We start from the raw sequence: 24,930 nt of genomic DNA on the forward strand, positions 1-24,930 counted from the left end.
CGGGCGGTTCTCCTACTTGACTACATCTTCTGTTGGGGCGGCGGCCGGCGCGCTGGCCGCGCGCTCGCGCAGGGCGTCGAGCGCGTCGAGGATCGCCTCGGGCGTGGCGGGCGCGTTGAGCGGCGCGGCTTCGCGGGCCTCGGGCACGGCAGCGCCGATTGCCTCGCGGATCGCAAGCAGCACGGAGAACGGCAGCAGCAAGGGCGGTTCGCCCACGGCCTTCGAACGGAACACGGTGGGCTCGGCGTTCTCGTTGCGATAGAGCTGGACGTGAAAGGCCGCGGGCGTATCGCTGATCGCCGGAATCTTGTAGGTGGAGGGCGCGTGCGTCATGAGCTTGCCGTCGCGGTTCCACCAGAGTTCTTCGCTCGTGAGCCAGCCCATGCCCTGGATGAACCCGCCTTCCACCTGGCCGATGTCGATGGCCGGATTGATCGATTGGCCCGCGTCGTGCAGCAGGTCGGCGCGCACGAGCTTCCATTCGCCCGTGAGCGTGTCGACGACCACTTCCGACACCGCTGCGCCATAGGCGAAGTAATAGAACGGATGGCCAGTGAGCGTGCGCGCGTCCCAATGCACCTTGGGCGTCGCGTAAAAGCCGTCGGACCACAGTTGCACGCGCTTCAGATACGCGGCTTCCATGAAATCCGCGAAGGCAATCGCCTTGTCTTTCACGCGCACGAGGCCGCCTTCGAACGAGACGTCTCCGGGCGTGCCACCGTACTCCGTGACGGCGAGCGCCGTGAGGCGCGCGCGGATTGCGAGCGCCGCGTCCTCGGCGGCCTTGCCGTTCAGGTCGCTGCCGGTCGAGGCGGCAGTGGCGGACGTGTTCGCCACTTTCGACGTGTCGGTCGCGCTCACGCGCACGTGCGCGAGTGGCAGTCCGAATACGCCCGCGACTACCTGCGCGACCTTCGTGTTGAGCCCCTGGCCCATTTCGGTGCCGCCGTGGTTCACAAGCACTGAACCATCGCGATAGACATGCACGAGCGCGCCCGCCTGGTTCAGGTGCGGGACGTTGAACGAGATGCCGAACTTCAGCGGCGTGAACGCGATGCCGCGCTTGAGCACGGGGCTCGCGCGGTTGAATGCGGCGAGCGCGGCGCGGCGCGCGGCGTACTGGCTCGACGCGAGCAACTGCTCGGTGAGCGGCGCGAGCACGTTGTCCTCGACGCGCTGCCCATAGGGCGTGACGTCCCGCTCGCCGATGCCGTAGTAGTTCGCGCGGCGCACGTCGAGAGGATCGTGGCCCAGCGCATGGGCGATGCTGTCGAGCATCACTTCCATCACGAGCGCGCCCTGCGGCCCGCCGAAACCACGGAACGCCGTGTTCGACTGCGTGTTGGTCTTGCAGCAGAGCGCGACGATTTCGACGTCCGAAAGATAGTAGGCGTTGTCGAAATGGCAGACTGCGCGCGTGGCGACCGCGCCCGAGAGATCGGCGGAATAGCCCGCGCGCAGCGCGATTTCCACGCGCGCGCCGAGCAGGCGTCCTGCGTCGTCGTAGCCGGCTTCGTATTCGTAGAGCGCGTCGTGGCGCTTGCCGGTGATGAGGAAGTCGTCGTCACGGTCGGCGCGCAGCTTCACGGGGCGGCGCAGTTTGTGCGCGGCCAGCGCCGCCACGCAGGCGAAGAGGGCCGACTGCGATTCCTTGCCGCCGAAGCCGCCCCCCATGCGCCGGCATTCGCACATCACGCGGTGCGCGGGCCAGCCGAGCAGGTGCGCGATCAACTGCTGCATCTCGCTCGGGTGCTGCGTCGAGCTGTGGACGAGCATGCCGTCTTGTTCCTCGGGCAGCGCGTAGGCGACCTGGCCTTCGAGATAGAACTGCTCCTGGCCGCCCACGGCAAACGTGCCGGCGATGCGGTGGGGCGCGGCCGCGATGCGCGCTGCCGGCTCGCCGCGCGTGAGGCGCAGCGGCGGCAGCACGTACTGCTCGCGCGTTTTCGCTTCGGCGATGTCGAGCACCGCTTCGAGCGGCTCGTAGCGCACCACGTCGTCGCTGGCGGCGAGCGCGGCCGCGCGGCGGGCGAGTGTGTGGCTCGTCGCGATCACGGCGAATACGGGCTGGCCGAGATACTGCACCTCATCGTGCGCCAGCACCGGGTCGTCGTGCAGGACCGGGCCGCAGTTGTTCTCGCCGGGAATGTCGGCGGCGCTCAGGACCGCGACCACACCTGGCATGGCGCGCACGCGCGCGAGATCGAGCGCCACGATGCGCGCATGCGCGTGGCGCGAGAGGCCGAGCGCGGCGTGGAGCGTGCCGTGCAACTCGGGGATGTCGTCGGTGTAGCGTGCCTCGCCGCTCACGTGCAGGTCGGCGGACTCGTGCGGCAATGGCGCGCCTGGCGCCGCTTGCATCGACTGTGCGGCGGTTTGTACGATAAGCGGATCGGACTGGCGGTTCATGATGCGTCTCCCGCAAGCGTTGCGCCCGGGCCCACGCCGGTTTCGTCGACGACTTCCGCCTCGGAGGCAAACACGAAGGCGTTCACGTCGCACAGCGCGAGCGGCGCATCGTCGCGCGTTTCGAGCCAGCAGCGCCAGAGCAGATTGCGCGCGACTTTGAGGCGATACGCGGCGCTCGCGCGCATATCGGTGAGCGGCTGGTAGTCGGCGTCGAGTACGGCCATGGCGCGCTGCGCGGCCGCTTCGTTCCACTGTGCGCCCTCGAGCGCTGCTTCGGCGTGTGCGGCGCGTTGCGGTATCGCGGCCATGCCGCCATACGCGATGCGCGCGTTCGCGATCATGCCGTCCTCGTCGATCTCGAGCGCATATGCCGCGCAAACCGCCGAGATGTCCTGGTCGTAGCGCTTCGACACCTTGTAGGTGCGAAACCGCAGCGTCGGCGCGGGGCGGCGCACGCGGATCGCTTCGACAAACTCGCCCGCTTCGAGCACGTTCTTCTGATAGCCGGTGTAAAACGCCGCGAGCGGCAGCGTGCGCACGCGCGAAGCGCGGCGCAGGATCACCTCGGCGTTGAGCGCGAGCAGCGCCGGCATCGAGTCGCCGATGGGCGAGCCGTTCGCCACATTGCCGCCCAGCGTGCCCGCGTTGCGGATGGGTAGCGAGGCAAAGCGCGCCCACAGTTCCGCGAGTTCGGGATAGTCGACGGCGAGCGCCGCGTAGGCCTCTTCGAGCGGGACGGCCGCGCCGATCGTGAGCGTCTGAGCGTCAAGCTCGACGCGCTTCAGCTCGGCGACCTGACCGGTATAGAGTACGTCGCCCAGCTCGCGCATCTGCTTGGTGACCCACAGGCCGACGTCGGTGCCGCCCGCGAGCACGCGCGCCTGCGGATGCTCGGCGCGCAGTGTGGCGAATGCTTCGAGCGTGCGCGGCGCGAAGAACGTGGCGTGGCCGTGCGCGGCGCCGCGTGCGTCGGGGCCGCGATAGTCGAAGGTGTCGCTGCGCGCGATCGAGCGCAGCGCTGCTTCGAGCGGCTCGCGGGCGAGCGCGACGCGCGGATAGCTTGCCGTGTCGAACATGCGCTGCGCCGCTTCGATGATTGGCCGGTAGCCGGTGCAGCGGCACAGATTGCCGGAGAGCGCCTGATCGATTTCGTCGCGCGCGGGCAGGCCAGCATCGGCGCCCTGACGCTCGTAGAGCGCCCACATCGACATGACGAAGCCGGGCGTGCAGAAGCCGCACTGCGAGCCGTGGCAGTCGACCATGGCTTGCTGGACGGGGTGCAGCGCGCCGTCGGGCGCGCGCAGGTCTTCGACCGTGAAGAGCGCGCGGCCGTCGAGTGTGGGGAGAAACTGGATGCACGCGTTGACCGCCTTGAGTGCGAGACGGCCTTCTTCGTCGAGTTCGCCGATCACCACCGTGCAGGCGCCGCAATCGCCTTCCGCGCAACCTTCCTTGGTGCCGCAGGCATGCAAATCCTCGCGCAGGTGCTGCAGCACGGTGCGCGTGATGGGCGCGTCATGCACTTCGTGCACGGCGCCACGATGGACGAAGCGGATGGTTTGCGTTGTCATCTGAAAAACCCGGGAGACATTGCGGATCAGGCGCGCGTTACGCAGGGAACCGGGGCGCCTTGACTGTCAGTCCGGCCTCGCGCACGTAGATCGCCATCCAATCCCGAATTTAGCACCGACAGGGGCCGGAAAGTATCCTTTCTGGAAGATGGGGGTTATGTGACAGCGGCAATGAGAGAGGCGCGCGATCCGACCCTTCGGGGAGGGCAGACGGGGGAGGCGGCTTGGGGAGAGAGGGCGCCATAGGCGCCCGTGGTCATGCGGCCAGGTGCGGGGCGCGCGGAGGCTTAGTGCTCAGCGTTTAACGGCGAATGCCGGGCCACGCCACCTCGCGGCGACGGTTGCGCCACAGGCTCGCGGCCACCGCCAGGAACATGACCGCGAATGCGAGCACCGACCAGAGCGGCAGCGTGAGGCCGAGAATAGGCGGGTAGGTGGTTTCGCACAGGCCCTGGACCTTGAACACGCCGGGCAGCCAGTGCGCGGGCGGCAGGGCGTCGACGATGGGCTGAAGCGTGTCGAAGCCGCAACTGAAGTTCGGGACCGCCTGCACCCAGGCGAGTTTCGCGGAGGCGACGATGCCGCCGGCCGCCGAAAGCGCGACCAGAGCTTCGAGTGTACGCACAGCGCGCCAACTGGCGAAGCGCGCGCCGAGGAACGCGAAGATCGCAATCAGGATGAAGAAGTAGCGCGTGAGGATGCACAGCGGGCACGGGTCCTGATGCTCGGCGTACTGGAAATACAGTGCGCCGCCCAGCAGCGCGAGACAGATCAGGCCGAGGAGGACCAGCAGGCCGCGCTCGCGGCGCAGCAGCGCGTTATCTTGGTTCATGTGGCTCGTTTATTCGGCTCGTTTATTCGGGTTGAATCGCGCAGCCGGTGTTAAGCAAATCCTGACCGGTGTGGCTGCAACGGCGTCCCGGGATTCTAGCGCGAAGGGGGGGCCGCGCGAGCGAGCGCTTTTGACCGCGCGCAGGCAGTGGCCGCTCGCGGCCGAACTGCGGCCGAGCTGCCGTCGCCCCCCATTTTCGTTACCGCAGCGGCGCGAGCACCGCTTCCACGCCGCGGCCGATCGCCAGGATCGCGTCATCGGCGTAGGGCGCGCCGGCCAGCATCAGTCCCACCGGCGCTTCATCGGGATGGTGGATCGGCAGCGATAGCGCGCAGGCGTCGAGGAAGTTGAAGGCGCTAGGGTTGCGCAACACCAGTGCATTGGTGCGCGTGAACGCTTCGTCGTCGGCGACGAGCGGGGCGAGCGCGGGCGGGGCGATCGGCACGGTCGGGGCGATCACGGCGTCGAAGCGCGACCAGAGCGTCGTTTGCGCCTCGTCCATCATGGCGGCGCGCGCGGCGATCAGATCGAGATAGTCGGCGGCGCTCGCGGGCTCGCCCTTGAGGATGCGCACGAGCACGCGCGGGTCGTACTGGTCGCGGTGCTGGGCTAGCAGTGGACGGTGCCATGCGTAGGCCTCGATCGGCGAGAAGCCGAAGCGGTTGATTCCGGCCATGCGCTCGAACGCCGAAAAACGCACTTCGTTCACGATTGCGCCTGCTGCGTCGAGGTGCTTGAGCGCCGTGTCGAGCGCTTGCGCCACGTGGGGCTCGATGTCGTCCGTCACATAGTTCGTGAGCACGCCGATGCGCACGCCATCGAGATGCCGCGCCGCGCTCACGTGCGGGGGCAGCCCGGCGAGGATGCGGTCCACGAGCGCACAGCACGCCACTGTATTGCCGATCGGGCCGAACGAGTCGAGCGTGGGCGAGAGCGGCAGGCCGCCCGTTTTCGGGATGCGCGCCGCCGTGGGCTTGAAGCCGGTGAGGCCGCAGAACGCCGCTGGAATGCGGATCGAGCCGCCCGTGTCGGTGCCGAGCGCGATGGCGGCCATGCCATCGGCAACCGAGGCCGCCGCGCCCGAGGAGGAACCGCCCGCGACGCGCTCGTCGCCGGTCACGCCGCGCCGGTAAGGCGAGAGCGGCGTGCCGTAGTGCGGGTTCAGGCCGAGTCCCGAGAACGCGAATTCGCTCATGTTGGTGCGGCCGACGAGCACCGCGCCCGCGCGGCGCAGGCGCGCGACGGCTACGGCATCGGCGCTCGCGGGCGCCGCGTTCGCGAGCACCGTGGAGCCGGCGCGCGTGACTTCGCCTTGCACGTCGAAGAGGTCCTTCACCGAGACGGGAATGCCCGCGAGCGGCGACAGCACGGTGCCCGACGCGCGCAGCTGGTCGTGCGCATCGGCGGCGGCGCGCACGCGACCCGCGTCGACCTGTGTGAACACGGCGGCGCCCTGGCCGTCCGGCGCGGCAATGCGCTCGAGCGCGGCCTCGGCGAGCGCGCGGCTCGTGGTGCGGCCCGCGGCGAGGTCGGCGGCCAGTTGGGCGAGCGGCGGGAACGGCGCGAAGGGGGATGGGGTGGCAGTCATGGCGGCGGGGAGCATCGATGGCAACACAGTGGACGGAGGCACCGCGGACGGATGGCGCTGGACATCGCGGCCAGGCGCTGCGGCAAGGGACACATCATTGTAGAACGTGAATTTTTCCCAAGGGCCGATTCGGCGCGTCGCGCTCATCGGGTAACATGCTTTTTTAGACAGGATTTTGTAAGGATATTCGCGCATGCATCAGGGAATCGGCTTCATTCAGGATCTGGCAGTCGTGATGGCGATCGCGGGGATCGTCACCGTGCTGTTTCATCGCCTGAAGCAGCCGGTGGTGCTCGGCTATATCGCGGCGGGCGTGATCATCGGGCCATACACGCCGCCGTTCCAGTTGATTCACGACGAGCAGACCATCCAGACGATGGGCGAACTGGGCGTGGTGTTCCTGATGTTCTCGCTCGGGCTCGAATTCAGTCTGCGCAAGCTGTTCCAGGTGGGCGCGACCGCCATCGTCGCGGCGCTTTCCGAAATCGTGGTGATGCTGTGGATCGGCTACGAGATCGGCCGCGCGTTCGGCTGGGCCCCGATGGACTCGCTGTTTCTCGGCGCGATCCTCGCCATTTCGTCGACCACCATCATCGTCAAGGCGCTCGCCGACCTCGGCGTGAAGCGCGAGCGGTTCGCGCAGCTCGTGTTCGGCATCCTGATCGTCGAGGACATCCTCGGCATCGCCATGCTCGTGCTGCTCGGCGGCATTGCGCAGACGGGCGAGCTCTCGCCCGGCATCGCATTCGTCACGCTCGGCAAGCTGCTGCTGTTCATGACGGTCTCGCTGCTCGCCGGCATCCTCGTCGTGCCCCGCGTGCTCGGCTACGTGGCGCGCGTGGGTAGCGACGAGATGCTGCTCGTCTCGGTGCTCGGCTTTTGCTTCGGCTTTTGCCTGCTGGTCGTGAAGCTCGATTACTCGATCGCGCTCGGCGCGTTCCTGATCGGCGCGATCATGGCCGAGTCGCGCCATCTGCCGCGCATCGAGCATCTGGTCGCGCCGCTGCGCGATGCGTTCTCGGCCATCTTCTTCGTGACGATCGGCCTGATGCTCAATCCGCTCGTGCTGGTCGACTACGCATGGCCGATCGCGGTGATCTCGTTCGCGGTGGTGTTCGGCAAGCTCGTGTCGTGCGGGCTCGGCACCTTCCTCGCCGGCCACGACGGCCGCACGGCGATGCGCGTCGGCATGACGGTCTCGCAAATCGGCGAGTTCTCGTTCATCATCGCCTCGCTCGGCCTCACGCTGAAGGTGACGAGCGGTTTTCTCTATCCGATCGCGGTGACCGTCTCGGCGATCACGACGCTCACTACGCCATATCTGATCCGCTTCGCCGATCCGCTCTCGCAGCGGCTCGCGCGTGCGATGCCGTCCTCGGTGTCGAATGTCTTCGGCATGTATAGCCAGTGGCTGCGCTGCCTGATGCCACGCCCGACGGGAACGCAAGGCCCGACGCTGTTCTCGCTCACGAAACGCATCATCGTGCAGGTCGCGGTGAATCTCGCGCTGGTGTCGGCGATTTTCATCGGCGCATCGTATGGCGCGCGCTACGCGCTGCCGCTGCTCGCGAACTGGGTGCCGGACGAGCGTATCCAGCGCGTGGTGCTGTGGAGCGCGGCGCTGTTGCTCGCGATTCCGTTTCTGGTGGCGGTGTGGCGCAAGACCAAGACGCTTGCGCTCCTGCTGGCCGAAGTGAGCGTACAGCCCGAAAAGGCGGGACGCTTCACGCGGGCGCTGCGGCATGCGATTGCCGAACTCGTGCCGGCGGTCTCGATGATCGGCGTATTCGTGCTGGTCGCCGCGCTGTCGGGGACGATCCTGCCGCCCACGGGCTTCCTGATTGGCGTGCTGGTGTGCGCGGCGGCGCTCACGATGCTGCTGTGGCGCTGGTGCGTGAGGATTCACGCGAGCATGCAGATCGCGCTGCGCGAAACTTTCGACGAGCAGCCGGATCCGTAAGGCTGGGGCGCGCCTGATTGCAACAGACTGCAACAGAATGTGCGCGATTGTGCACGGAGGTGGCGGCGACAGGCCGTGCGACGCATAATCGGAACCCTGTTCATTCGTTCGCGCGACCGGCGCGCCTGACCCTACGTCATGAGCGAAAACAAATCCGATCAAACCGAGGTTCCTGACGGCGCTGACCGTCCTGCCAATGCCGACGCGCCCGCCGCTCCAGGCTCCTCCGGCGCTTCCAGCCCTTCCGGTGCAACACCGTCTGGCGATGCCGCGCAGCGCGCGTCGACCGACACGCCCGCGAGCGCATCCGCGGTGACGCCGGATGTACCCGGCGCGCCGCGTATTCCGATCGAGGTGGTGGGCGAAGCGGGCAAAGAGGCGCCCGCGCCTGCCGCGACCGCAGCGAAGGATGGCGCCGCGCAGGCCGCGGCCAGTCCACGACCGGGCGCCGCGCCAGCGGGATTCGGCCAGGCGCCCGACTTCAGCGCGCAGCATCCGCCGCCGCCGGGCTCGATTCCGACCGATCCGCCGCGCTATTTGCGGCCGAGCGATTCGGCGTGGTCGGTGTTCGGCCGTATCGTCGCCGCGCGCGCACGGCAACTGTTCGACCGCGCCGGTCAGCGCATCACCCAGCGGACGTTGCGCATCGGCGTGTCGGCTCGCATCTTTCACCCGGAACCCGGCGCCTCGGGCCTGCGCGGCAAGACGCTGCAATATCTCGAAGAGTCGATCGCGCATTGGGTCATGTCGCGCGACGTGATCGTCTTCATGATTCCGACGGTCGGTCATCAGGGCATGCTGCATCCGAGCAATATCCGCCTGCGAGACTATGCGAAGCATCTCGACGGCCTCCTGCTGCAAGGCGGCGCCGACGTCTCGCCGCAAACCTACGCGGAGACCGCGCCGCGTCCCGAATGGCCGGGCGACCGCGTGCGGGACATGTACGAACTGGAACTGCTGCACGAATTCATCGAGTCGGGCAAGCCGGTGCTGGGCGTCTGTCGCGGTTGTCAGTTGATCAACGTCGCGTTCGGCGGCTCGCTTTATCAGGACATCGCCACCGACGTTCCCACGGCGGGCGTGCACGTGAGCGAGCACTACGATCAGCACCGTCACGCGATCACCTTTCCCGAGGGCTCGTCGCTGGCCAGCATGTTCCCGGGCAGGCGCGAGGCCATCGTCAACTCGATCCACCATCAGGCGGTCAGGAGCCTCGGCCGTGATCTGACAGTCGAAGCCGTTTCGGCCGGTGATGGCCTGATCGAAGCAGTGCGCTACCGGCGCTCGCCGTTTGTCGTGGGCGTGCAATGGCACCCTGAGTTTCACCGCGCGGGCGGCCCGGAGCTGCTCGACTGCACCCCATTGCTCGACACGTTTCTTCGCGCGGCACGCGAGACGCGCTTCTGACAGAAAGACGGTGACGGACGGTGGACGAGAAGGGGGGCGAGAGTCCCCCTTTTGACGTTTACCGTCACCGTCGCGCGTGCGTCCAATATTCCGATGAACGAGTAGGTGATTTCGGACAATTAATTGGTCGTTCCGTCGGTTATCCGAAATTAATCGACGTTTATGAGATTTTCTGGCGGCGATAATAAGCGGTTACTCGGAATCCTGAATGGACAGGCAGTCATGAAGCAATCAACCCCGCTGCGTCGCGCCTTGCTGGGCGCCGCGGTTTTTACGCTCTTGCAGCACGGCGCAGCCGCATGGGCCGGCGCACCCGCCAGCGATGTCGCTCCTGTGGCGGGCAACCGGCCTTCGCTCGGCAGCTTGACGCCGCAGCCGGCGAACACGCCGCCGCTCGCGGGCATCGTGGACGATCAGGCGACCGCGGGGGCCACACAGGGCGATGTCGGCACGCTCATGCAACTCATCCACGATTCGCAGCTCGTCGAGTTGCGCACGACATACAACGCGAGCTACGGCGCGAGTCTGTTTTTCTATGCGCCAGAGATGACCTATTACGTCGTGTTGTTCCAGGACAAGCATTTTTGGCGGGTGATTCGCTCGCAGGAAGACGCGCGCGCGGAAGCCATCTATGCGAATTTCGTGCAGCAGACCCAGCGTCTTGCCGAGGTCGAGATTCGCCGGACCCAGATTCAGGCGCAGAAGGCGTTCGTCGATCGCGTAATCGCGCTCAACGAGGACCGCGCACGCAGGCTGCAGGCGGACCTCGACGTCGCGCGCACGCAACAGGCCCGCGTCGACGACTACCAGCGCCAGATGCAGGGCAATACGCGGGCGCTCAATGCTGAGAAGATCCAGGCGCAGGCCCAGTTGCGCGATCTCCAGAATCAGGTGGACCAATTGCAGCGCGCGACGGAGGCAGGTTTGCCCGGCTCCCGGCGTTAGGGAAACTAGCCCGGATCGTGTCGTGCCGTTGCAATGCAGCGGTACGGCATGCCAGGGCTGGCACGGAAGCAGAACATGCAAAAAGCCCGGCTCGAAGCCGGGCTTTTTGCTGTGTTGCTTTGTCTACTTCGGGACTGACTTCGGAGTCTACTTCGCGAAGTGATCAGGCACTTCGGTCACGCGGCGTTGTGAAACGTGATTCACCCATTCCGTATTGTCGACGCTCACGGTTGCGCTGTTTGCCGGGCGCGGCGCTGCGCGCGTGCCTGCGTAAGTCGAGAGCGATGGGTAGTCGCTGCTTGACATGCCGCCGGGCTGGACAGGCGAGTAGTCGGAGGCTTCCGAATACGCGCCTTGGGTGCGCTGGGTGGTCAAGAGCGGCGCGTTGCGATGCGGTGTGAAGTCGTGTGCCGGATGGCGACGGCTTTCACCATGTGCGGAGCGCGTTGCGGTTTCGACGGTCTGGCGGTTCTTTGTGGCGTTGGCTGCCGTGCTGTTCGTGCGCGTGGCTCTGGAGGTCAGTGTGCCGTGCAGCGGCGCGCCCGGGTTCGTTCGGGCCGCGAAATCCGGCCGCTCGGCCTTTGCCGTACCTGAGACCGTGGCGGTTGCCGGGCCACGGGCGGTTGCCGCTGCGGGCGCTGCATTGGGCGTGACGATGATGGGCGCCGATGCAGGGCCTTGACGGCGCGCGGCGTTGGCCGCCGCCGCTGCCGTTTGCGTGGCCGTGTTTCGTGGAGTCGCGGCGGGTGCGCTTGCCGGTGCGTCCTGATTGGCACGGGTGGCGGCGGGCGTTGCGAGGTCGTGTCGCGCGCGTTCGTCGGAAAGGCGTGCCGATGCGCTCCCGTCGTTGTCCGAAGCAGGGTTCGCCGGTGTATGCAGAGCCGCTTTGTCTTTGCCGTCGCCGAATTGCGTATGGCTTGCCACGATCCAGGTGAGCAGCACTGCGCCGCCAATGGCAATTGCGCTGGCTGCCAGCTTGTGTGAGGGCGGCGGAATGCGCTCGACGCGTCGGGCTGGCCGTGCGCCGGCCGCCGTGCGCTGCAAGGTATCGGCGGCAGCCTGCTGGGCCTGTGCGGCGTTGAGCGGGCTGCCCACGGGCGCCGCAGCGGGCCGCGGCGGCTCAGGCGTGAAGCGGCGCTGCAGGTCCCAGCGACAGACTTTGCGAAACGCCTCCGCGCTCAGGCACATCGTGCGCAGGATGGCCGCATAGAACGCCTGGAGCTCGGTGCGCAGGCTGAAGTGCGGAGGCATGAGCGCCCATTCGCGACCGAACGGCGGTGGGACGCGGTTGAGTGGACGCATGCGCGGCATCGCGAGTGCGCCTTCCACCTGAACTAACGGATAAGTTGACATGGATTTCTCGCTGCCTTGGCGGGATGGGCACCAGAACACGGTGGAACCCGAAAGACGCGCGGTTTGTCAGCGCTGTCGTGCTTTGTACGTCTGTACGGGTCAATCGTTTGGACTCGAATGATGCAAGCGAGGCTTTGAGCGATCTATCGGAAACGTCTGAAAACTGGGCGAAAACTGTCGTCGATACGTGTTCCGGGCCACGCTAATCCGCTATCTCATTTTTTTGGTTAGGCGGTATCGAGCCGATAGACGTAGCGCAGCGCGGTAATGTCGATGCCGCCCATATGGTCGGGCTCCGCGCCCGAATATTGCCAGCCTTGTCGCTCATAGAACGCGATGGCGGACTCATTGCCTTCGAGCACGTAGAGATAGAGCCGGGATTCGCCCTGGGCGCGCGCCCAAGCCTGGGCCGCTTGCATGAGCCGCTTACCCACGCCAATACCTTGATGTCCTGGCAGGGCATGCAGATTGTCGAGCAACGCGCCCCATGGCGAACCGGGTTGACGCTCGGCGCAGACGAACCCGACCGGCGTGCGGCTTTCCGGTTGATCCCCTAGTTCGGCGATCAGCACGAGGCGGCGGTCCTCTCCGGGGGCCACCATGCGCGCGCGCCAGTATGCGGCGCGTTCGGTATCGACTTCCTGTTCGAGGAATGCGGCGGGCAGCAGATCGCAATACGTGGACTGCCAGCTCGCGGCATGCATGGCGGCGAGCAGCGGAGCGTCGGCGGTCGTGGCGGGACGCAGTGTGAGGGCGGGAGCGGTGGGCATACGGGGCCTCGGGTAACCGCGATCAGGCGTCAGGCCTCGCGCAGCGCAGCGGCGACGCGCGCGACCACTTCGTCCCATGAGCCGGGCCGCGGCTGGCGCACGAGGCGTGCGCGTGGATACCACGGACTCGCGTCGGTGTCGGCGAACCAGCGCCAATCGGCGGCGAACGGCAGCATCAGCCAGAGCTTAGCGCCCAGCGCGCCCGCGAGGTGGGCGATGGACGTGTCGATGGAGACCACGGCGTCGAGGCGTTCGATGACGGCAGCGGTGTCCGCGAAATCGTCCAGCCTGCCATCCAGCCGGTGAATGGTGCGCGCACGTGGATGTGCATCGAGCGCCGCGTGCTCCGCCTCGCTCAGGTTCGGCTGGAGCACGATCCAGTCGATGCCTTCGAGCGCGAACAGCGGCTCAAGCGCGGCGAGCGGCATCGAACGGTTTTCGAGCTTCATGATGCGGCCCGACCAGGCCAAGCCTATTTTGCGCTTGGCTTGTCCGCCGAGCGAGCCGCGCCATTTGCGCCGATAGGCGGGCGGGGCCGCGAGGTAGGGCATGGGCGCGGGCACCGTTTCGTACGTCGTGCCGAGCGCAAGCGGCAGCGAGAGCAGGGGGCAGTGCAGGTCGACTGCCGGGCGCGGCGCACCCTGCTCGATCAGCGTGATATGTGCGACGTGGGCGGCCGGCGCGATGAGCGGCACGAGCGGCGCCTGAACTTCGAGCACAATGCGCGCGCCGCTGTGCGCGAGCGCCACGATGTTCGGAACGAAACGCACGAACTGGAGCGTATCGCCGAAACCTTGCTCTGCGTGGATGAGCAGCGTGCGGCCCGCAAGCGGCTCGCCGCGCCAGCGGGGCACGGCAGCGAGTGTGGCTGCGGCGGCGTCGCGATGCGCTGGCGCCGCGGCGGCCATCGTGATGCCGGTGGCGTTGACACCATCAGCAACGCCCATAACGCCACTCGCGCTTTCGCGTGCGGCCGGATCGAGTCGCCACTCGTAGGCGGCGAGGCCGCGCGGGAAGTCGCCCAGGGTCAGCAATATCAGCGCGCGGTTCAGATGCGCGGCCGCGAGATCGGGTCGCACGCGCAGCGCTTCGTCGAATGCGCGCAGCGCGGCGGCATGGCGGCCGAGCGCGTGCTGCGCCGAACCTAGCGCGAGCCACGCGAGCGCGAACTTCGGATCGAGGCCGATCGCGCGCTCGTAGGGGCTAAGCGCTTCTTCGTGCCGCCCAAGCGCCGCCAGCGCGTTGCCGAGCCCGAACAGCGCGGGCGGGAATTGCGGTTGCAGCGCGAGGGCGGTTTCGAAGCCCGCGACGGCTTGCGCGTGATAGCCGGTGGCGTCGAGCGTGTTAGCCAGGTTGAAATGCGCGGCGACGAAACGCGGCTGGAAGCGCAGCGCCTTCTGGAACTGTTCCACCGCGCCCGCGCAGTCGCCGAGCGCGTTGAGCGCCATGCCGAGATTGTTGTGCGCGCCGGCGTGGCCCGGACGGATCTTGAGTGCGCGGCGGAACGCTTCGGCGGCTTCCGCATGGCGGCCTAGCGCGTGCAGGGCGTTGCCGAGATTGTTGTGCGACGAGGCGTCGCCGGGCTGCAGGCGCACCGCGTGGCCGAACGCGTACATCGCGTCCTCGTGGCGGCCGACCGCCGCGTAGGCGTTGCCGAGGTTGTAGTGCGCGAGTGCGAACGCGGGCGCGAGCGTGAGCGCATTGCGAAAGCGCTCGATCGCGCCCTCCAGCTCGCCGAGCGCCTTCAGTGCATTGCCGAGATTCAGCTGGAGCGCGGCGTCGTCGGGCCGCAGCGAGACCGCGCGGCGCACGAGGTCCGCGGCTTCGGCGTGCTGGCCCTGCTGATGCCGCAGCACGCCGAGCATGTGCAGCGCATCGACGTGCACGGGATCGGCGGCGAGCGTCGCGCGGTAGCCGCGCTCGGCGTCGTCCAGCCGGCCGTCGCGATGTGCGGCGTATGCGCGGACAAAAACCTGTTCCATGACTGAAAGGCAAATACGTGGGGGATGGCGAAGGCGGCATTTTCCCACACTCGGATGGGGGCTCCCCGAACCTCGCGTGCGCGGCCTTCCAACACGGCTTGACCTGTTGCCGTACCGCAACTAACATTTGAACAACTGTTCATATGTTTGGGCTGTCGCCATGTTGCCGTATCCCGAGGACGAGCGCGTCGCGCCGCTCGCCGACCTGTTCCGCCTGCTTGGCGATCCCACGCGCCTGCGCATCGTGCTGGCGTGCGTGCAGAGCCGTCGCGCAGTGGGTGCGATTGCCGACGCGCTGGGTTTGTCGTCGTCGCTGGTGAGCCACCATCTGCGCCTGCTGCGCGCTGCGCGCATCGTGCGGGCCGAGCGCGAAGGCAAACAGGTGTTTTACGCCGCCGCGGACGCGCATATCAGCGCGATGCTTGCGGGGATGCTGGAGCACGTGGCCGAGCCGGTCCCCAAATGGCAGGAACTCACGTGACGCGCGCGGACTCCGGGCATGCAGGCGAGGGCGCCGCGCCACTTCATGCGCATGGCGCTCACGGTCATGACCATGTTCACGAGCACGACCATGCTCACGACCATAGCGTCCATGACGATCACCACGATCACCACGATCACCACGATCACGGTGCGCATGGCCACCACCATCACCATCACGCGCCGGCCGCGGGCCATGGCCGTGCGTTCGCACTGGCCGTCGCGCTGAACGTCGTCATCGTGGTGGCGCAGACGGTGTATGGCGTGATCGCGCATTCCACCGCGCTGCTCGCCGACGCCGGCCACAACTTCTCCGACGTACTCGGCCTGCTGCTCGCCTGGGGCGCCGCATGGCTCGCCACGCGCCGGCCTTCGGCGCGCTATACGTTCGGCTTCGGCAGTTCGTCGATTCTTGCTTCACTCGCAAACGCGGCGCTGCTGCTCGTCGCCTGCGGCGCGATTCTTGCCGAGGCGATCGGGCGTCTGCTCTATCCCGCGCCTGTGGCCGGCCTCGACGTGTTCATCGTCGCCACGCTCGGCATGGTGGTCAACGGCTTCTCGGCGTGGCTCTTCATGCGCGGTCAGAAGGACGATCTCAACATTCGCGGCGCCTTCCTGCACATGGCTGCTGACGCGGGCGTCTCGGCGGCGGTCGCCGTGAGCGGCCTCGTGATTCTGGCGACGGGCTGGAGCTGGGTCGATCCGGCGATGAGCATCGTTGTCGTGCTCGTGATCGTACGCGGCACTTGGGGGCTGTTGCGCGAGTCGGTGCGGCTTGCGCTCGCGGCGGTGCCCGAAGGCGTCGATATCGAGCGTATCCGCGGCTTTCTTGCACAGCAGCAGGGCGTGACCGATGTGCACGATCTGCACGTCTGGGCGCTTTCTACTACGGGTAACGCGCTTTCCGCGCATCTCGTGATGCCCGCCGGCCATCCCGGCGATGCTGCGCTCGATGCCATCGTGAGCGCGCTTGGCGCGCGCTTTCGCATGAGGCATGTGACGTTGCAGGTGGATCTGGGCACGAGCGCGCATCGCTGCTCGCTCGACGCCGCGCCGCATCTTCATCCCTGAAGCACGCCTGGGCGTTACCGGGTGTCGCCCAGAGCCACCCAGAGCCACCCACAGCCACCCACAGCACTCATAGCCGCACCGGGGCGCTCAACGGGGCCAGGAGCGGGCGTACACTACGTTTCATGTCGATCGCATGGAGGTCTGCATGACCGTGGCTTCTTCTCAGCCGTCCGTGCTCATCGTCGGCGCGGGACCCACCGGTCTCGCCGCCGCCCTGAGTCTTGCCCGTGCGCGCATTCCGGTCCGCTTGATCGATCGCGCGCGAGAGCCTGGGCGTCACACGCGCGCGATTGGCATTCAGGCGCGAACGCTCGAACTCTTCGAGCAGCATCGTATCGTCGAGCCCTTTCTCGAGCGCGGCCATCGCGCGCACGTCGCCAACCTCTATTCGAACGGTCAGCGCCGCGCGCGTCTCGACTTCGATCCGTTGTTCACGCGCTATCCGTATTTGCTGTTCATCGACCAGAGCGAAACCGAGCGGATTCTCGCGGCGCAACTCGCGACGCTTGGCGTGGAGGTCGAGCGCGGCGTCGAGCTGATCGAATTCAGTCAAGGCTCCGCGAGCGTGAGTGCTGATGTGCGCCTTGCCAACGGACGCACCGAAGCGTTGCGCTGCGCCTGGATGATCGCCGCCGACGGCGCGCACAGCACGGTGCGCCACCATCTGGGCATGAAGTTCGATGGCGAGACGATCGAGCAGTCGTTTCTGCTTGCCGATATCGCCGCGAGCACGCCGTGGCCCGAGGACGAGTTCCACGTGTTCGCGTCGGGCGATGGGCTTGCCGCGATTTTTCCGTATGGGCGCGGGCGCTATCGTCTGATGGCCGATCACAAGGCGATGCTGCCGGCCCTGCCCGAAGGCGCACCGCCCGTGCCGACGCTCGAAGAATGCCGCTCGATCGTCGAGCGCCGCATGCACCATCCCGTCTCGGTCGCCGACATGACCTGGGCGTCGTACTTTCACGTGAATAGCCGCATCGTGCGCTTCCTGCGCGCGGAGCGCGTCTTTCTCGCGGGAGACGCCGCGCACGTGCACAGCCCCGCGGGCGCGCAGGGCATGAACACGGGCATTCAGGAGGCGTTCAATCTGGGCTGGAAGCTCGCGCGCGCGTTGGGCGGCGCACCCGATCGACTGCTCGATACGTACCACGCCGAGCGTTATCCGATCGAGCGCATCGTGTTGCGGCAGACGAGCTTCATGACGCAGCTTGTCGAAGCCGATCACGGACCGCTCAAGCTATTGCGCGAGCGCGTGATGCCGGCGCTGGTCGCGCTCGGTCCGCTGCGCGACGCGGCGCGCGAGGCGCTGAGCGAATTGTCGATCCAGTACCGGCGTAGCGCGCTCACGCTCGAACGCGTGCTCGACGGTGGGCCGCGCGCGGGCGAGCGCGCGCCAGACGCCCTCGTGCGCGTGGTCGACGGGCCGCTTGGCAAGGCGCCAGGCAAAGGCCGCATCTTCGATCTGCACGATCCGGCGAGCTTCTCGCTGTTCCTGCTGGTGGGCGATGACGCGGTGCGCGTCGTGGAAGCCGCCGGGCACACGCAGCCGGACGGGCCGACGAGCGTCGCGAGCTTGCTCGGCGCGGCCGGCACAGCAAACGCAGTTGCCGCGCTCAGGCCGTTTGCCGAGGCGGTTGAACGGGTGTTGCCGCAGGCGGTGCGGGTTTGGTGGGTGGCGGATCTGCCGGACAGCGAGGCACCCTTGGCGGGCGAGGGCGCGCCCTCGCTCAGCGATGCCTACGGGCGCACGCGACCAGCATTCTATTTCGTGAGACCCGATGGCTATATCTGCGCGCGCGGTCGTACCGGATCGGACCTGCATGGCTTGCTGCGCCATTGCGAGACGTGGTTCACGCCTGCGCCCGCGCCGCGGCCCGCGGCGCAGTGATCCGATTGCGTCGAGAAAAGGCAGGGCTCATGTGAGGCGGGGCGAAGGTGCATGGTGTGCGCGCTTCGCCCCGCCTCAACCTCATGCAGCGTTTTGCGATCAAGCCGCCGCTGCGGGCGTGAGCGAGTCGCGATGCTGCGTGAGCGCGGCGAACACGATCTCGGTGAAGCCCGCCTGCTGGGCATCGCCGTTTGACGCCGGGGCGTCGAGCGCCGCTAGCAGCGTGCGGCGCATGCGCGGCTCCCAGAACTTGCGGATGTGCTCGGCGATGCCCGTGAGCGCTTCCTCGCGATCGGGCAGCGAGTCGAAGAAGCTGCCGATCTGGTTCGCCATCTCGATCAGGTTGTCTGCTTTCATCGCGTTATTTCCCTGAAGTGGTGAGCGGTTCGCGCTTGCTCAGCAACTCGAGCTGCGTCTCGTTGAAGCGCGAGTACTCGCGCTGCCATTCCGAAGGCTGCTGCACGTGGTTCACCTGCACGGCGGTCACCTTGTACTCGGGGCAGTTCGTGGCCCAGTCCGAGGCGTCCGTGGTGATCACGTTCGCGCCCGATTCGGGGAAGTGGAACGTCGTGTAGACCACGCCCGGCTGCATGCGCGTGCTCACCTTTGCACGAAGCACCGTATGTCCCGCGCGCGATTCGATGCCCACCCAGTCGCCGTCGTTGATGCCGCGATCTTCCGCATCGACCGGGTGAATCTCCAGCCGGTCTTCCTCGTGCCAGCGCGAGTTCTCGGTGCGGCGCGTCTGCGCGCCCACGTTGTACTGCGAGAGGATGCGGCCCGTCGTGAGCAGGAGCGGGAAGCGCCGCGTGACCTTTTCCGGCGAGGCGATGAACTTCGTGATCACGAACTTGCCCTTGCCGCGCACGAACTCCTCGATGTGCATGATCGGCGTGCCTTCGGGCGCTTCTTCATTGCAGGGCCACTGGATGCTGCCCATCTCGTCGAGCTTCTTGTACGAGACGCCGTGGAAAGTGGGCGTGAGACGCGCGATCTCGTCCATGATCTGCGACGGATGCGTGTAGTCCATCTCGTAACCGAGCGCGCGGGAGAGCAGAATCGTCACTTCCCAGTCCGCGTAGCCGGCAACCGGCGGCATCACCTTGCGCACGCGCGAGATGCGGCGCTCGGCGTTGGTGAAGGTGCCGTCCTTTTCGAGGAACGACGAGCCCGGCAGCAGTACGTGCGCGTATTTCGCCGTTTCGTTCAGGAAGATGTCCTGCACGACGATGCATTCCATCGACGACAGTGCAGCAGCCACGTGTTGCGTGTTCGGATCCGACTGGACGATGTCCTCGCCCTGGCAGTAGAGGCCCATGAACGTGCCGTCCATCGCTGCGTCGAACATGTTCGGAATGCGCAGGCCCGGCTCGCTTTGCAGCGCGACGTTCCAGGCGCTCTCGAACTCGTTGCGCACAACCGTGTCGCTCACGTGGCGGTAGCCCGGCAGCTCGTGCGGGAACGAGCCCATGTCGCACGAACCCTGCACGTTGTTCTGGCCGCGCAGCGGATTCACGCCCACGCCTTCGCGGCCGATGTTGCCGGTGGCCATCGCGAGGTTCGCGATGCCCATCACCATGGTCGAGCCCTGTGCGTGTTCCGTCACGCCGAGGCCGTAATAGATCGCCGAGTTGCCTTTGCGTGCGTAGAGGCGCGCGGCGGCGCGCACTAGCTCTGCAGGCACGCCCGTCACTTCGGCCATCGCTTCGGGCGAGTTTTCCGGCAGCGCGACGAAATCGCGCCACTGCTCGAACGCGCGCGTCTCGCAGCGCTCGGCCACGAATGCCTCGTCCACAAGGCCTTCGGTGACGATCACGTGCGCGAGCGAGTTCACCATCGCGACGTTGGTGCCGGGGCGCAGTTGCAGGTGATGCTCGGCCTTCACGTGCGCGGTGTCGACAATGTCGATCTGGCGCGGATCGACGACGATCAGCTTTGCGCCCTTGCGCACGCGGCGCTTCAGGCGCGAGCCGAACACCGGGTGACCGTCGGTCGGGTTCGCGCCGATCACCATGATCACGTCAGAGTAATCGACCGAGGAGAAGGTCTGCGTGCCCGCCGACTCGCCAAGCGTGGTCTTCAGGCCGTAGCCGGTGGGCGAGTGGCACACGCGCGCACAGGTGTCGACGTTGTTGTTGCCGAACGCGGCGCGCACGAGCTTCTGCACGAGATAGGTTTCTTCATTCGTGCAGCGCGACGACGTGATGCCGCCGATCGAGTCGCGCCCGTACTTGTCCTGAATACGGCGGAACTCGGTCGCGGCGTATTTGATCGCTTCGTCCCAGCTCACTTCGCGCCACGGATCGGTGATCTTCGCGCGAATCATCGGCTTCTTGATGCGGTCCTTGTGGGTCGCGTAGCCCCACGCGAAGCGGCCCTTCACGCAGGCGTGCCCTTCGTTCGCCTGGCCGTTCTTGTGCGGCACCATGCGCACCACTTCATTGCCCTTCATTTCGGCCTTGAGCGAGCAGCCCACGCCACAATACGCACAGGTCGTCACGACCGAGTGCTCGGCCTGGCCGAGCATGACGATCGACTTCTCCTGCAGCGTCGCGGTCGGGCAGGCGGCCACGCAAGCGCCGCACGAAACGCACTCCGAATCCATGAACGATTCGCTCGCGCCCGCGGCGACGCGCGATTCGAAACCGCGTCCGGAAATCGTCAGCGCGAACGTGCCCTGGGTTTCCTCGCACGCGCGCACGCAGCGGTTGCAGACAATGCACTTCGACGGATCGTAGGTGAAGTACGGATTCGACTCGTCCTTCTTGTCCTTAAGGTGGTTCGCACCGTCAAAGCCGTAGCGCACTTCGCGCAGGCCCGTGACGCCCGCCATGTCCTGCAGTTCGCAGTTGCCGTTAGCGGGGCAGGTGAGGCAGTCGAGCGGGTGATCGGAGATGTAAAGCTCCATCACATTGCTGCGCAGCTTCTGCAACTGATTGCTTTGCGTGCGCACCTTCATGCCGGCCTCGACCGGCGTGGTGCACGAAGCGGGATAGCCGCGCCGGCCTTCAATCTCGACAAGGCACAGGCGGCACGAGCCGAACGGCTCGAGCGAGTCGGTGGCGCACAGCTTGGGCACGTTGACGCCCGCTTCGACCGCGGCGCGCATGACGGAAGTGCCCGCGGGCACCGTCACGGACTGGCCGTCGATTTCGAGCGTGACGTCCACATCGGCGTGGACGAGCGGCGTGCCGAAATCGGTGTCGTCGAAGGGCGAGCGCTGCTTCATCGCTGCCGATTTACAGGCGCAGTTGCCGGAGCCGCAACCGCCGGTTTGGGGCATGAGCGTGTCGGACATGGTGGGGGCTCCTCGTTCAGGCGGCCGCCGCGCTGGCGGCTGGCTGGACAGGTTCAAGACCGAAATCTTCGGGGAAAAAGTTGAGCGCGGAAATCACGGGGTAGGGCGTCATGCCACCCATCGCGCAAAGCGAGCCGGACACCATCGTGTCGCACAGATCGCGCAGCAGCGTGACCTGCTTTTCGGAGGTGTCGCCGTTGCGGATCTTCGCGATCACCTCGACGCCGCGCGTCGAGCCGATGCGGCACGGCGTGCACTTGCCGCACGATTCGAGCGTGCAGAACTCCATCGCGTACTGGGCGAGGCCGGCGAGGTTCGCGGTGTCGTCGTGCACGACGAGCCCGCCGTGACCGACCACCGCGCCCACTGCCGCATACGCTTCGTAGTCCATGGGAATGTCCCACTGGCTCTCGGGCAGATAGGTGCCGAGCGGGCCGCCCACCTGCACGGCGCGCGCGGGGCGGCCGCTGGCGGTGCCGCCGCCGTAGTCAACCATCAGCTCGCGCAGCGTTACGCCGAATGCGAGCTCCACGAGCCCGCCGCGCGCAATGTTGCCCGCGAGCTGGAACGGCAGGGTGCCGCGCGAGCGGCCCATGCCAAAGTCCTTGTAGTACGCCGCGCCCTTCGCGAAGATAATCGGCACCGTGGCGAGCGTAATGACGTTGTTGATGACCGTCGGCTTGCCGTAGAGGCCCGAGAGCGCGGGCAGCGGCGGCTTCGCGCGCACGATGCCGCGCTTGCCTTCGAGCGATTCGAGCAGCGCAGTTTCCTCGCCGCACACGTAGGCGCCTGCGCCCTTTGCGACGAACAGGTCGAAGCGCTTGCCGCTGTCGAGCACGTCGTCGCCGAGCCAGCCTTTGGCGCGTGCGCGGGCGATCGCTTCTTCAAGCGCGGCGATCGAGTGCGGATACTCGCTGCGCACATAGATATGGCCGACCGTAGCGCCCACCGTGATCCCGGCGATCGTCATGCCTTCGATCAGCACGTACGGGTCGCTTTCCATCACGAGACGGTCGGAGAACGTGCCCGAGTCGCCTTCGTCGGCATTGCAGACGATGTACTTTTGGTCCGCCTGGGCCTGGGCGACGGTGCGCCACTTGATGCCGGCGGGGAAGGCCGCGCCGCCACGGCCGCGCAGACCCGATTCGATCAGTGCTGCGCAGGCGTCGGCGCCGCTCATCGTGAGCGCCTGGCGCAGGCCTTCGAGCCCGCCATGCGCGACGTAATCGTCGGTCGAGAGCGGGTCCGTGATGCCGATGCGCGCGAACGTGAGGCGCTGCTGCTTGCGCAGATACGGAATCTGCTCGACGAGGCCGACCGAGCGCGCATGTTGCGCGCCTTGCAGGAAGCCCGCGTCGAACAGGCTTGCGACATCGTCTTCTTCAACGTTCGCATAGCCGACGCGCCCATCGGGCGTTTCGACCTCGACGAGCGGTTCGAGATACAGCAGGCCGCGCGAGCCGTTGCGCACGAGCTCGATGGCCACGCCGCGCGCAGCGGCTTCGCGCTGGATGGCGGCGGCGATCTCATCGGCGCCGAGCGCGAGCGCCGACGAATCGCAGGGAACATAAATGCGCGTCATACGGCCTCCTCGGTGTGGGCGACGGCGGCCACCGCTTTTGCCAGCAACGCGTCGAACTTCTGCGGGGTCACGCGTGCATGCAGCGTGCCGTTGATCATCATGGCGGGCGACAGCGCGCACTGGCCGAGACAATAGACCGACTCCAGCTCGACTTCACCTGCGTGCGCATGGTCGTGCTCGCCGGCGTGGCCGTGCTGCTTGAAGCGGCAGCCGGTGTGCGACTCGGCGTGCTGCGCGAGCGCTTCGCTGCCCATGCTGCGGCATGCCTCGGCACGGCACAGTTGCACGACCACGGGCGCGGGCGGCGCGGTGCGGAAGTGGTGGTAGTAGGTGATGACGCCATGCACTTCGGCGCGCGAGAGGTTCAGCGCCTTCGCGAGCGGGGCGACCGTGGCGGACGGCACGAAGCCGGCTTCGTCCTGGATCGCATGGAGGATCGCGAGCAGGGTGCGGCCCGGTTGGGCATGGCGCTGCACGAGTGCGTCGGGCGTGCTTGCGGTTGTCTCGTCCACTGTAGAGCTCCTGTGGAGGCATATATGCACTTGCTATTCATAAAGTGCGCATCTATGCTGGGGTTGTTTTCTTGTATGGACGAACAATAGGCCCGTAAGAAGGGCGGCGCAATAGGAAACGAGACTTCATAATGATCAAGGTCGAATGTCAGGCGCAACTGGTGGTGCGCGACGTCCAGGGCCGGGAGGCCAGTCTGACGGACGTCGTGCCGCTTCTCGCGCTCGTTGCGGAAGAAGGCAGCATTGCGCAGGCCGCGCAACGTAAGGGTTTGTCCTATCGTCACGCGTGGGGGTTGTTGCGTGATCTGGAGGAGCGCCTGGGTGGCGCGCTGATCGCCAAGGCGCGCGGGCGTGGCTCCGTTCTCTCGGAACTGGGCGAGGCGGTGCTGCGCTCGCAGCGCCTTTGCACGGAGCGCCTGTCCGGCAACCTTCAGGCGCTCGCGAGCGAAGTGGCGAGCGACTTGAACCGCTGGCTGGCGCCCGATGTGCAGGACCTGCGCATCCACGCCTCGCATGGCTACGCCGTGGCGGCGCTGGTCACCGCGCTCGTGGCCGACCAGGTGCCCGTGGAGATCAAATATCGCGACAGTGCCGACGCCATCACGGCGCTCGCGCGCGGCGAATGCGATCTGGCGGGCTTTCATCTTCCGCGCAGCGATTTTCGCGAGGCCTGCGCCGACGCCTACCGCAACTGGCTCGATCCACAGCGCCACGTGCTGATTCACCTCACGCGCCGCAAACAGGGTCTCTTCGTCGGGCGCGGCAACCCGCGCGGAATTGCCGGCCTCGCCGACCTGTCTCGTGGCGACATCCGCTTCGTGAACCGGCAGCCGGGCTCCGGCACGCGCCTCCTGATCGATCTGCTGCTCACACGAGTGGGCGTCGACCCGGAACGGGTGAACGGCTATGCGTCAGCGGAGCTGACGCATTCGGCGATCGCGGCGTTCGTCGCGAGTGGCATGGCTGACGTGGGCTTCGGCGTGGAGCCGGCGGCGCACCACTTCGGCCTCGATTTCATCCCGATTGCCGACGAAGACTACTATTTCGCGTGCGAGCGGGCGCAGTTGGAGCGTGAGCCGCTGGCGAGCGTGCTGCAGTTGTTGCGCAGCGCGCCGTTTCGCCAATCTGTAGCGCAACTGGAGGGCTACGATCCGGGCGAATGCGGCTCGGTTGTGCCGCTTGGCGCGGGCTGGTCGGGAAGGGTTTTGTAATACAAAGCAACATCGCGGTCGATTGGCGCTGCAGATTGCGCCGCTTTTTGTGATACTTTGAGCCGTTATTG

General features: G+C 66.9%; 18 protein-coding genes. 7 read left to right on the forward strand and 11 right to left on the reverse strand.

The window, feature by feature from the left end:
* Positions 1-12: 12 nt before the first annotated feature.
* The 4 genes from xdhB to HV773_RS11845 all read right to left on the reverse strand — a co-directional run bounded on the left by xdhB (position 13) and on the right by HV773_RS11845 (position 6,415).
* Positions 13-2,409 (reverse strand): xanthine dehydrogenase molybdopterin binding subunit, encoded by a 2,397-nt coding sequence (gene xdhB, locus HV773_RS11830; RefSeq protein WP_129562552.1) that lies wholly within the window; start codon positions 2,407-2,409, stop codon positions 13-15.
* Positions 2,406-3,980 (reverse strand): xanthine dehydrogenase small subunit, encoded by a 1,575-nt coding sequence (gene xdhA, locus HV773_RS11835; protein WP_129562551.1) that lies wholly within the window; start codon positions 3,978-3,980, stop codon positions 2,406-2,408. The genes xdhB and xdhA overlap by 4 nt, the downstream gene beginning before the upstream one ends.
* A 301-nt stretch (positions 3,981-4,281) precedes the next feature.
* On the reverse strand, positions 4,282-4,812 hold the full coding sequence (locus HV773_RS11840) for a disulfide bond formation protein B (protein ID WP_129562550.1): 531 nt from the start codon (positions 4,810-4,812) through the stop codon (positions 4,282-4,284).
* Between the two features lie 199 nt (positions 4,813-5,011).
* A complete protein-coding gene (locus tag HV773_RS11845; RefSeq protein ID WP_377729051.1) occupies positions 5,012-6,415 on the reverse strand; it encodes an amidase in 1,404 nt (467 codons plus the stop codon).
* A gap of 178 nt (positions 6,416-6,593) precedes the next feature.
* On the opposite strand from HV773_RS11845, the gene HV773_RS11850 reads away from it, so the two are divergent.
* From HV773_RS11850 to HV773_RS11860, 3 genes are all read left to right on the forward strand, one after another.
* Positions 6,594-8,360 carry a cation:proton antiporter gene (locus HV773_RS11850; RefSeq protein WP_129562548.1) on the forward strand — a complete coding sequence of 589 codons (1,767 nt, stop codon included), beginning with the start codon at positions 6,594-6,596 and terminating at the stop codon, positions 8,358-8,360.
* 138 nt (positions 8,361-8,498) lie between these two features.
* Positions 8,499-9,767, forward strand: a complete 1,269-nt coding sequence (locus HV773_RS11855) for a gamma-glutamyl-gamma-aminobutyrate hydrolase family protein (RefSeq protein WP_129562547.1) — start codon at positions 8,499-8,501, stop codon at positions 9,765-9,767.
* A 222-nt stretch (positions 9,768-9,989) separates the two neighbouring features.
* Complete coding sequence (locus HV773_RS11860) at positions 9,990-10,712, forward strand: DUF2968 domain-containing protein (protein ID WP_129562546.1); 723 nt, start codon at positions 9,990-9,992, stop codon at positions 10,710-10,712.
* A 147-nt stretch (positions 10,713-10,859) separates the two neighbouring features.
* On the opposite strand, the gene HV773_RS11865 is transcribed toward HV773_RS11860, so the two are convergent.
* From HV773_RS11865 to HV773_RS11875, 3 genes are all read right to left on the reverse strand, one after another.
* A complete protein-coding gene (locus HV773_RS11865) occupies positions 10,860-12,065 on the reverse strand; it encodes a hypothetical protein (RefSeq protein WP_129562545.1) in 1,206 nt (401 codons plus the stop codon).
* 227 nt (positions 12,066-12,292) lie between these two features.
* A complete protein-coding gene (locus HV773_RS11870; protein ID WP_129562544.1) occupies positions 12,293-12,835 on the reverse strand; it encodes a GNAT family N-acetyltransferase in 543 nt (180 codons plus the stop codon).
* A 29-nt stretch (positions 12,836-12,864) separates the two neighbouring features.
* Positions 12,865-14,817: a tetratricopeptide repeat protein gene (locus HV773_RS11875; protein WP_129562543.1), complete on the reverse strand. Its 1,953-nt coding sequence runs from the start codon at positions 14,815-14,817 to the stop codon at positions 12,865-12,867.
* A 160-nt stretch (positions 14,818-14,977) separates the two neighbouring features.
* Here HV773_RS11875 and HV773_RS11880 point away from each other — a divergent pair, with 160 nt between their 5' ends.
* The 3 genes from HV773_RS11880 to HV773_RS11890 all read left to right on the forward strand — a co-directional run bounded on the left by HV773_RS11880 (position 14,978) and on the right by HV773_RS11890 (position 18,256).
* Entirely contained in the window at positions 14,978-15,298 is a 321-nt protein-coding gene (locus HV773_RS11880) for an ArsR/SmtB family transcription factor (protein WP_129562542.1), read from the forward strand.
* Entirely contained in the window at positions 15,280-16,368 is a 1,089-nt protein-coding gene (locus HV773_RS11885) for a cation diffusion facilitator family transporter (RefSeq protein WP_129562541.1), read from the forward strand. Before HV773_RS11880 ends, HV773_RS11885 begins: the two co-directional genes overlap by 19 nt.
* A 145-nt stretch (positions 16,369-16,513) precedes the next feature.
* Positions 16,514-18,256, forward strand: a complete 1,743-nt coding sequence (locus HV773_RS11890) for an FAD-dependent monooxygenase (RefSeq protein WP_129562540.1) — start codon at positions 16,514-16,516, stop codon at positions 18,254-18,256.
* Between the two features lie 99 nt (positions 18,257-18,355).
* Here the strand turns inward: HV773_RS11890 and HV773_RS11895 are convergent, their stop codons facing one another.
* Genes HV773_RS11895 through HV773_RS11910 form a run of 4 tightly spaced genes read right to left on the reverse strand, consistent with a single transcriptional unit; the run spans position 18,356 to position 23,648 of the window.
* A complete protein-coding gene (locus HV773_RS11895) occupies positions 18,356-18,613 on the reverse strand; it encodes a formate dehydrogenase subunit delta (protein WP_129562539.1) in 258 nt (85 codons plus the stop codon).
* Positions 18,614-18,617: 4 nt separating this feature from the next.
* Complete coding sequence (gene fdhF, locus HV773_RS11900; RefSeq protein ID WP_129562538.1) at positions 18,618-21,554, reverse strand: formate dehydrogenase subunit alpha; 2,937 nt, start codon at positions 21,552-21,554, stop codon at positions 18,618-18,620.
* Between the two features lie 16 nt (positions 21,555-21,570).
* On the reverse strand, positions 21,571-23,136 hold the full coding sequence (locus HV773_RS11905) for a formate dehydrogenase beta subunit (protein ID WP_129562537.1): 1,566 nt from the start codon (positions 23,134-23,136) through the stop codon (positions 21,571-21,573).
* Positions 23,133-23,648, reverse strand: a complete 516-nt coding sequence (locus tag HV773_RS11910; protein ID WP_129562536.1) for an NAD(P)H-dependent oxidoreductase subunit E — start codon at positions 23,646-23,648, stop codon at positions 23,133-23,135. The genes HV773_RS11905 and HV773_RS11910 overlap by 4 nt, the downstream gene beginning before the upstream one ends.
* A gap of 131 nt (positions 23,649-23,779) precedes the next feature.
* Between HV773_RS11910 and HV773_RS11915 the strand changes: the two genes are divergently transcribed.
* The gene (locus tag HV773_RS11915; protein WP_129562535.1) at positions 23,780-24,859 is read left to right on the forward strand and encodes a substrate-binding domain-containing protein; all 1,080 of its coding nucleotides are present in this window, start codon (positions 23,780-23,782) and stop codon (positions 24,857-24,859) included.
* Positions 24,860-24,930 lie beyond the last annotated feature (71 nt).

Source organism: Paraburkholderia caffeinitolerans, from assembly GCF_902859945.1.
Taxonomy (GTDB): Bacteria; Pseudomonadota; Gammaproteobacteria; order Burkholderiales; family Burkholderiaceae; genus Paraburkholderia; species Paraburkholderia caffeinitolerans.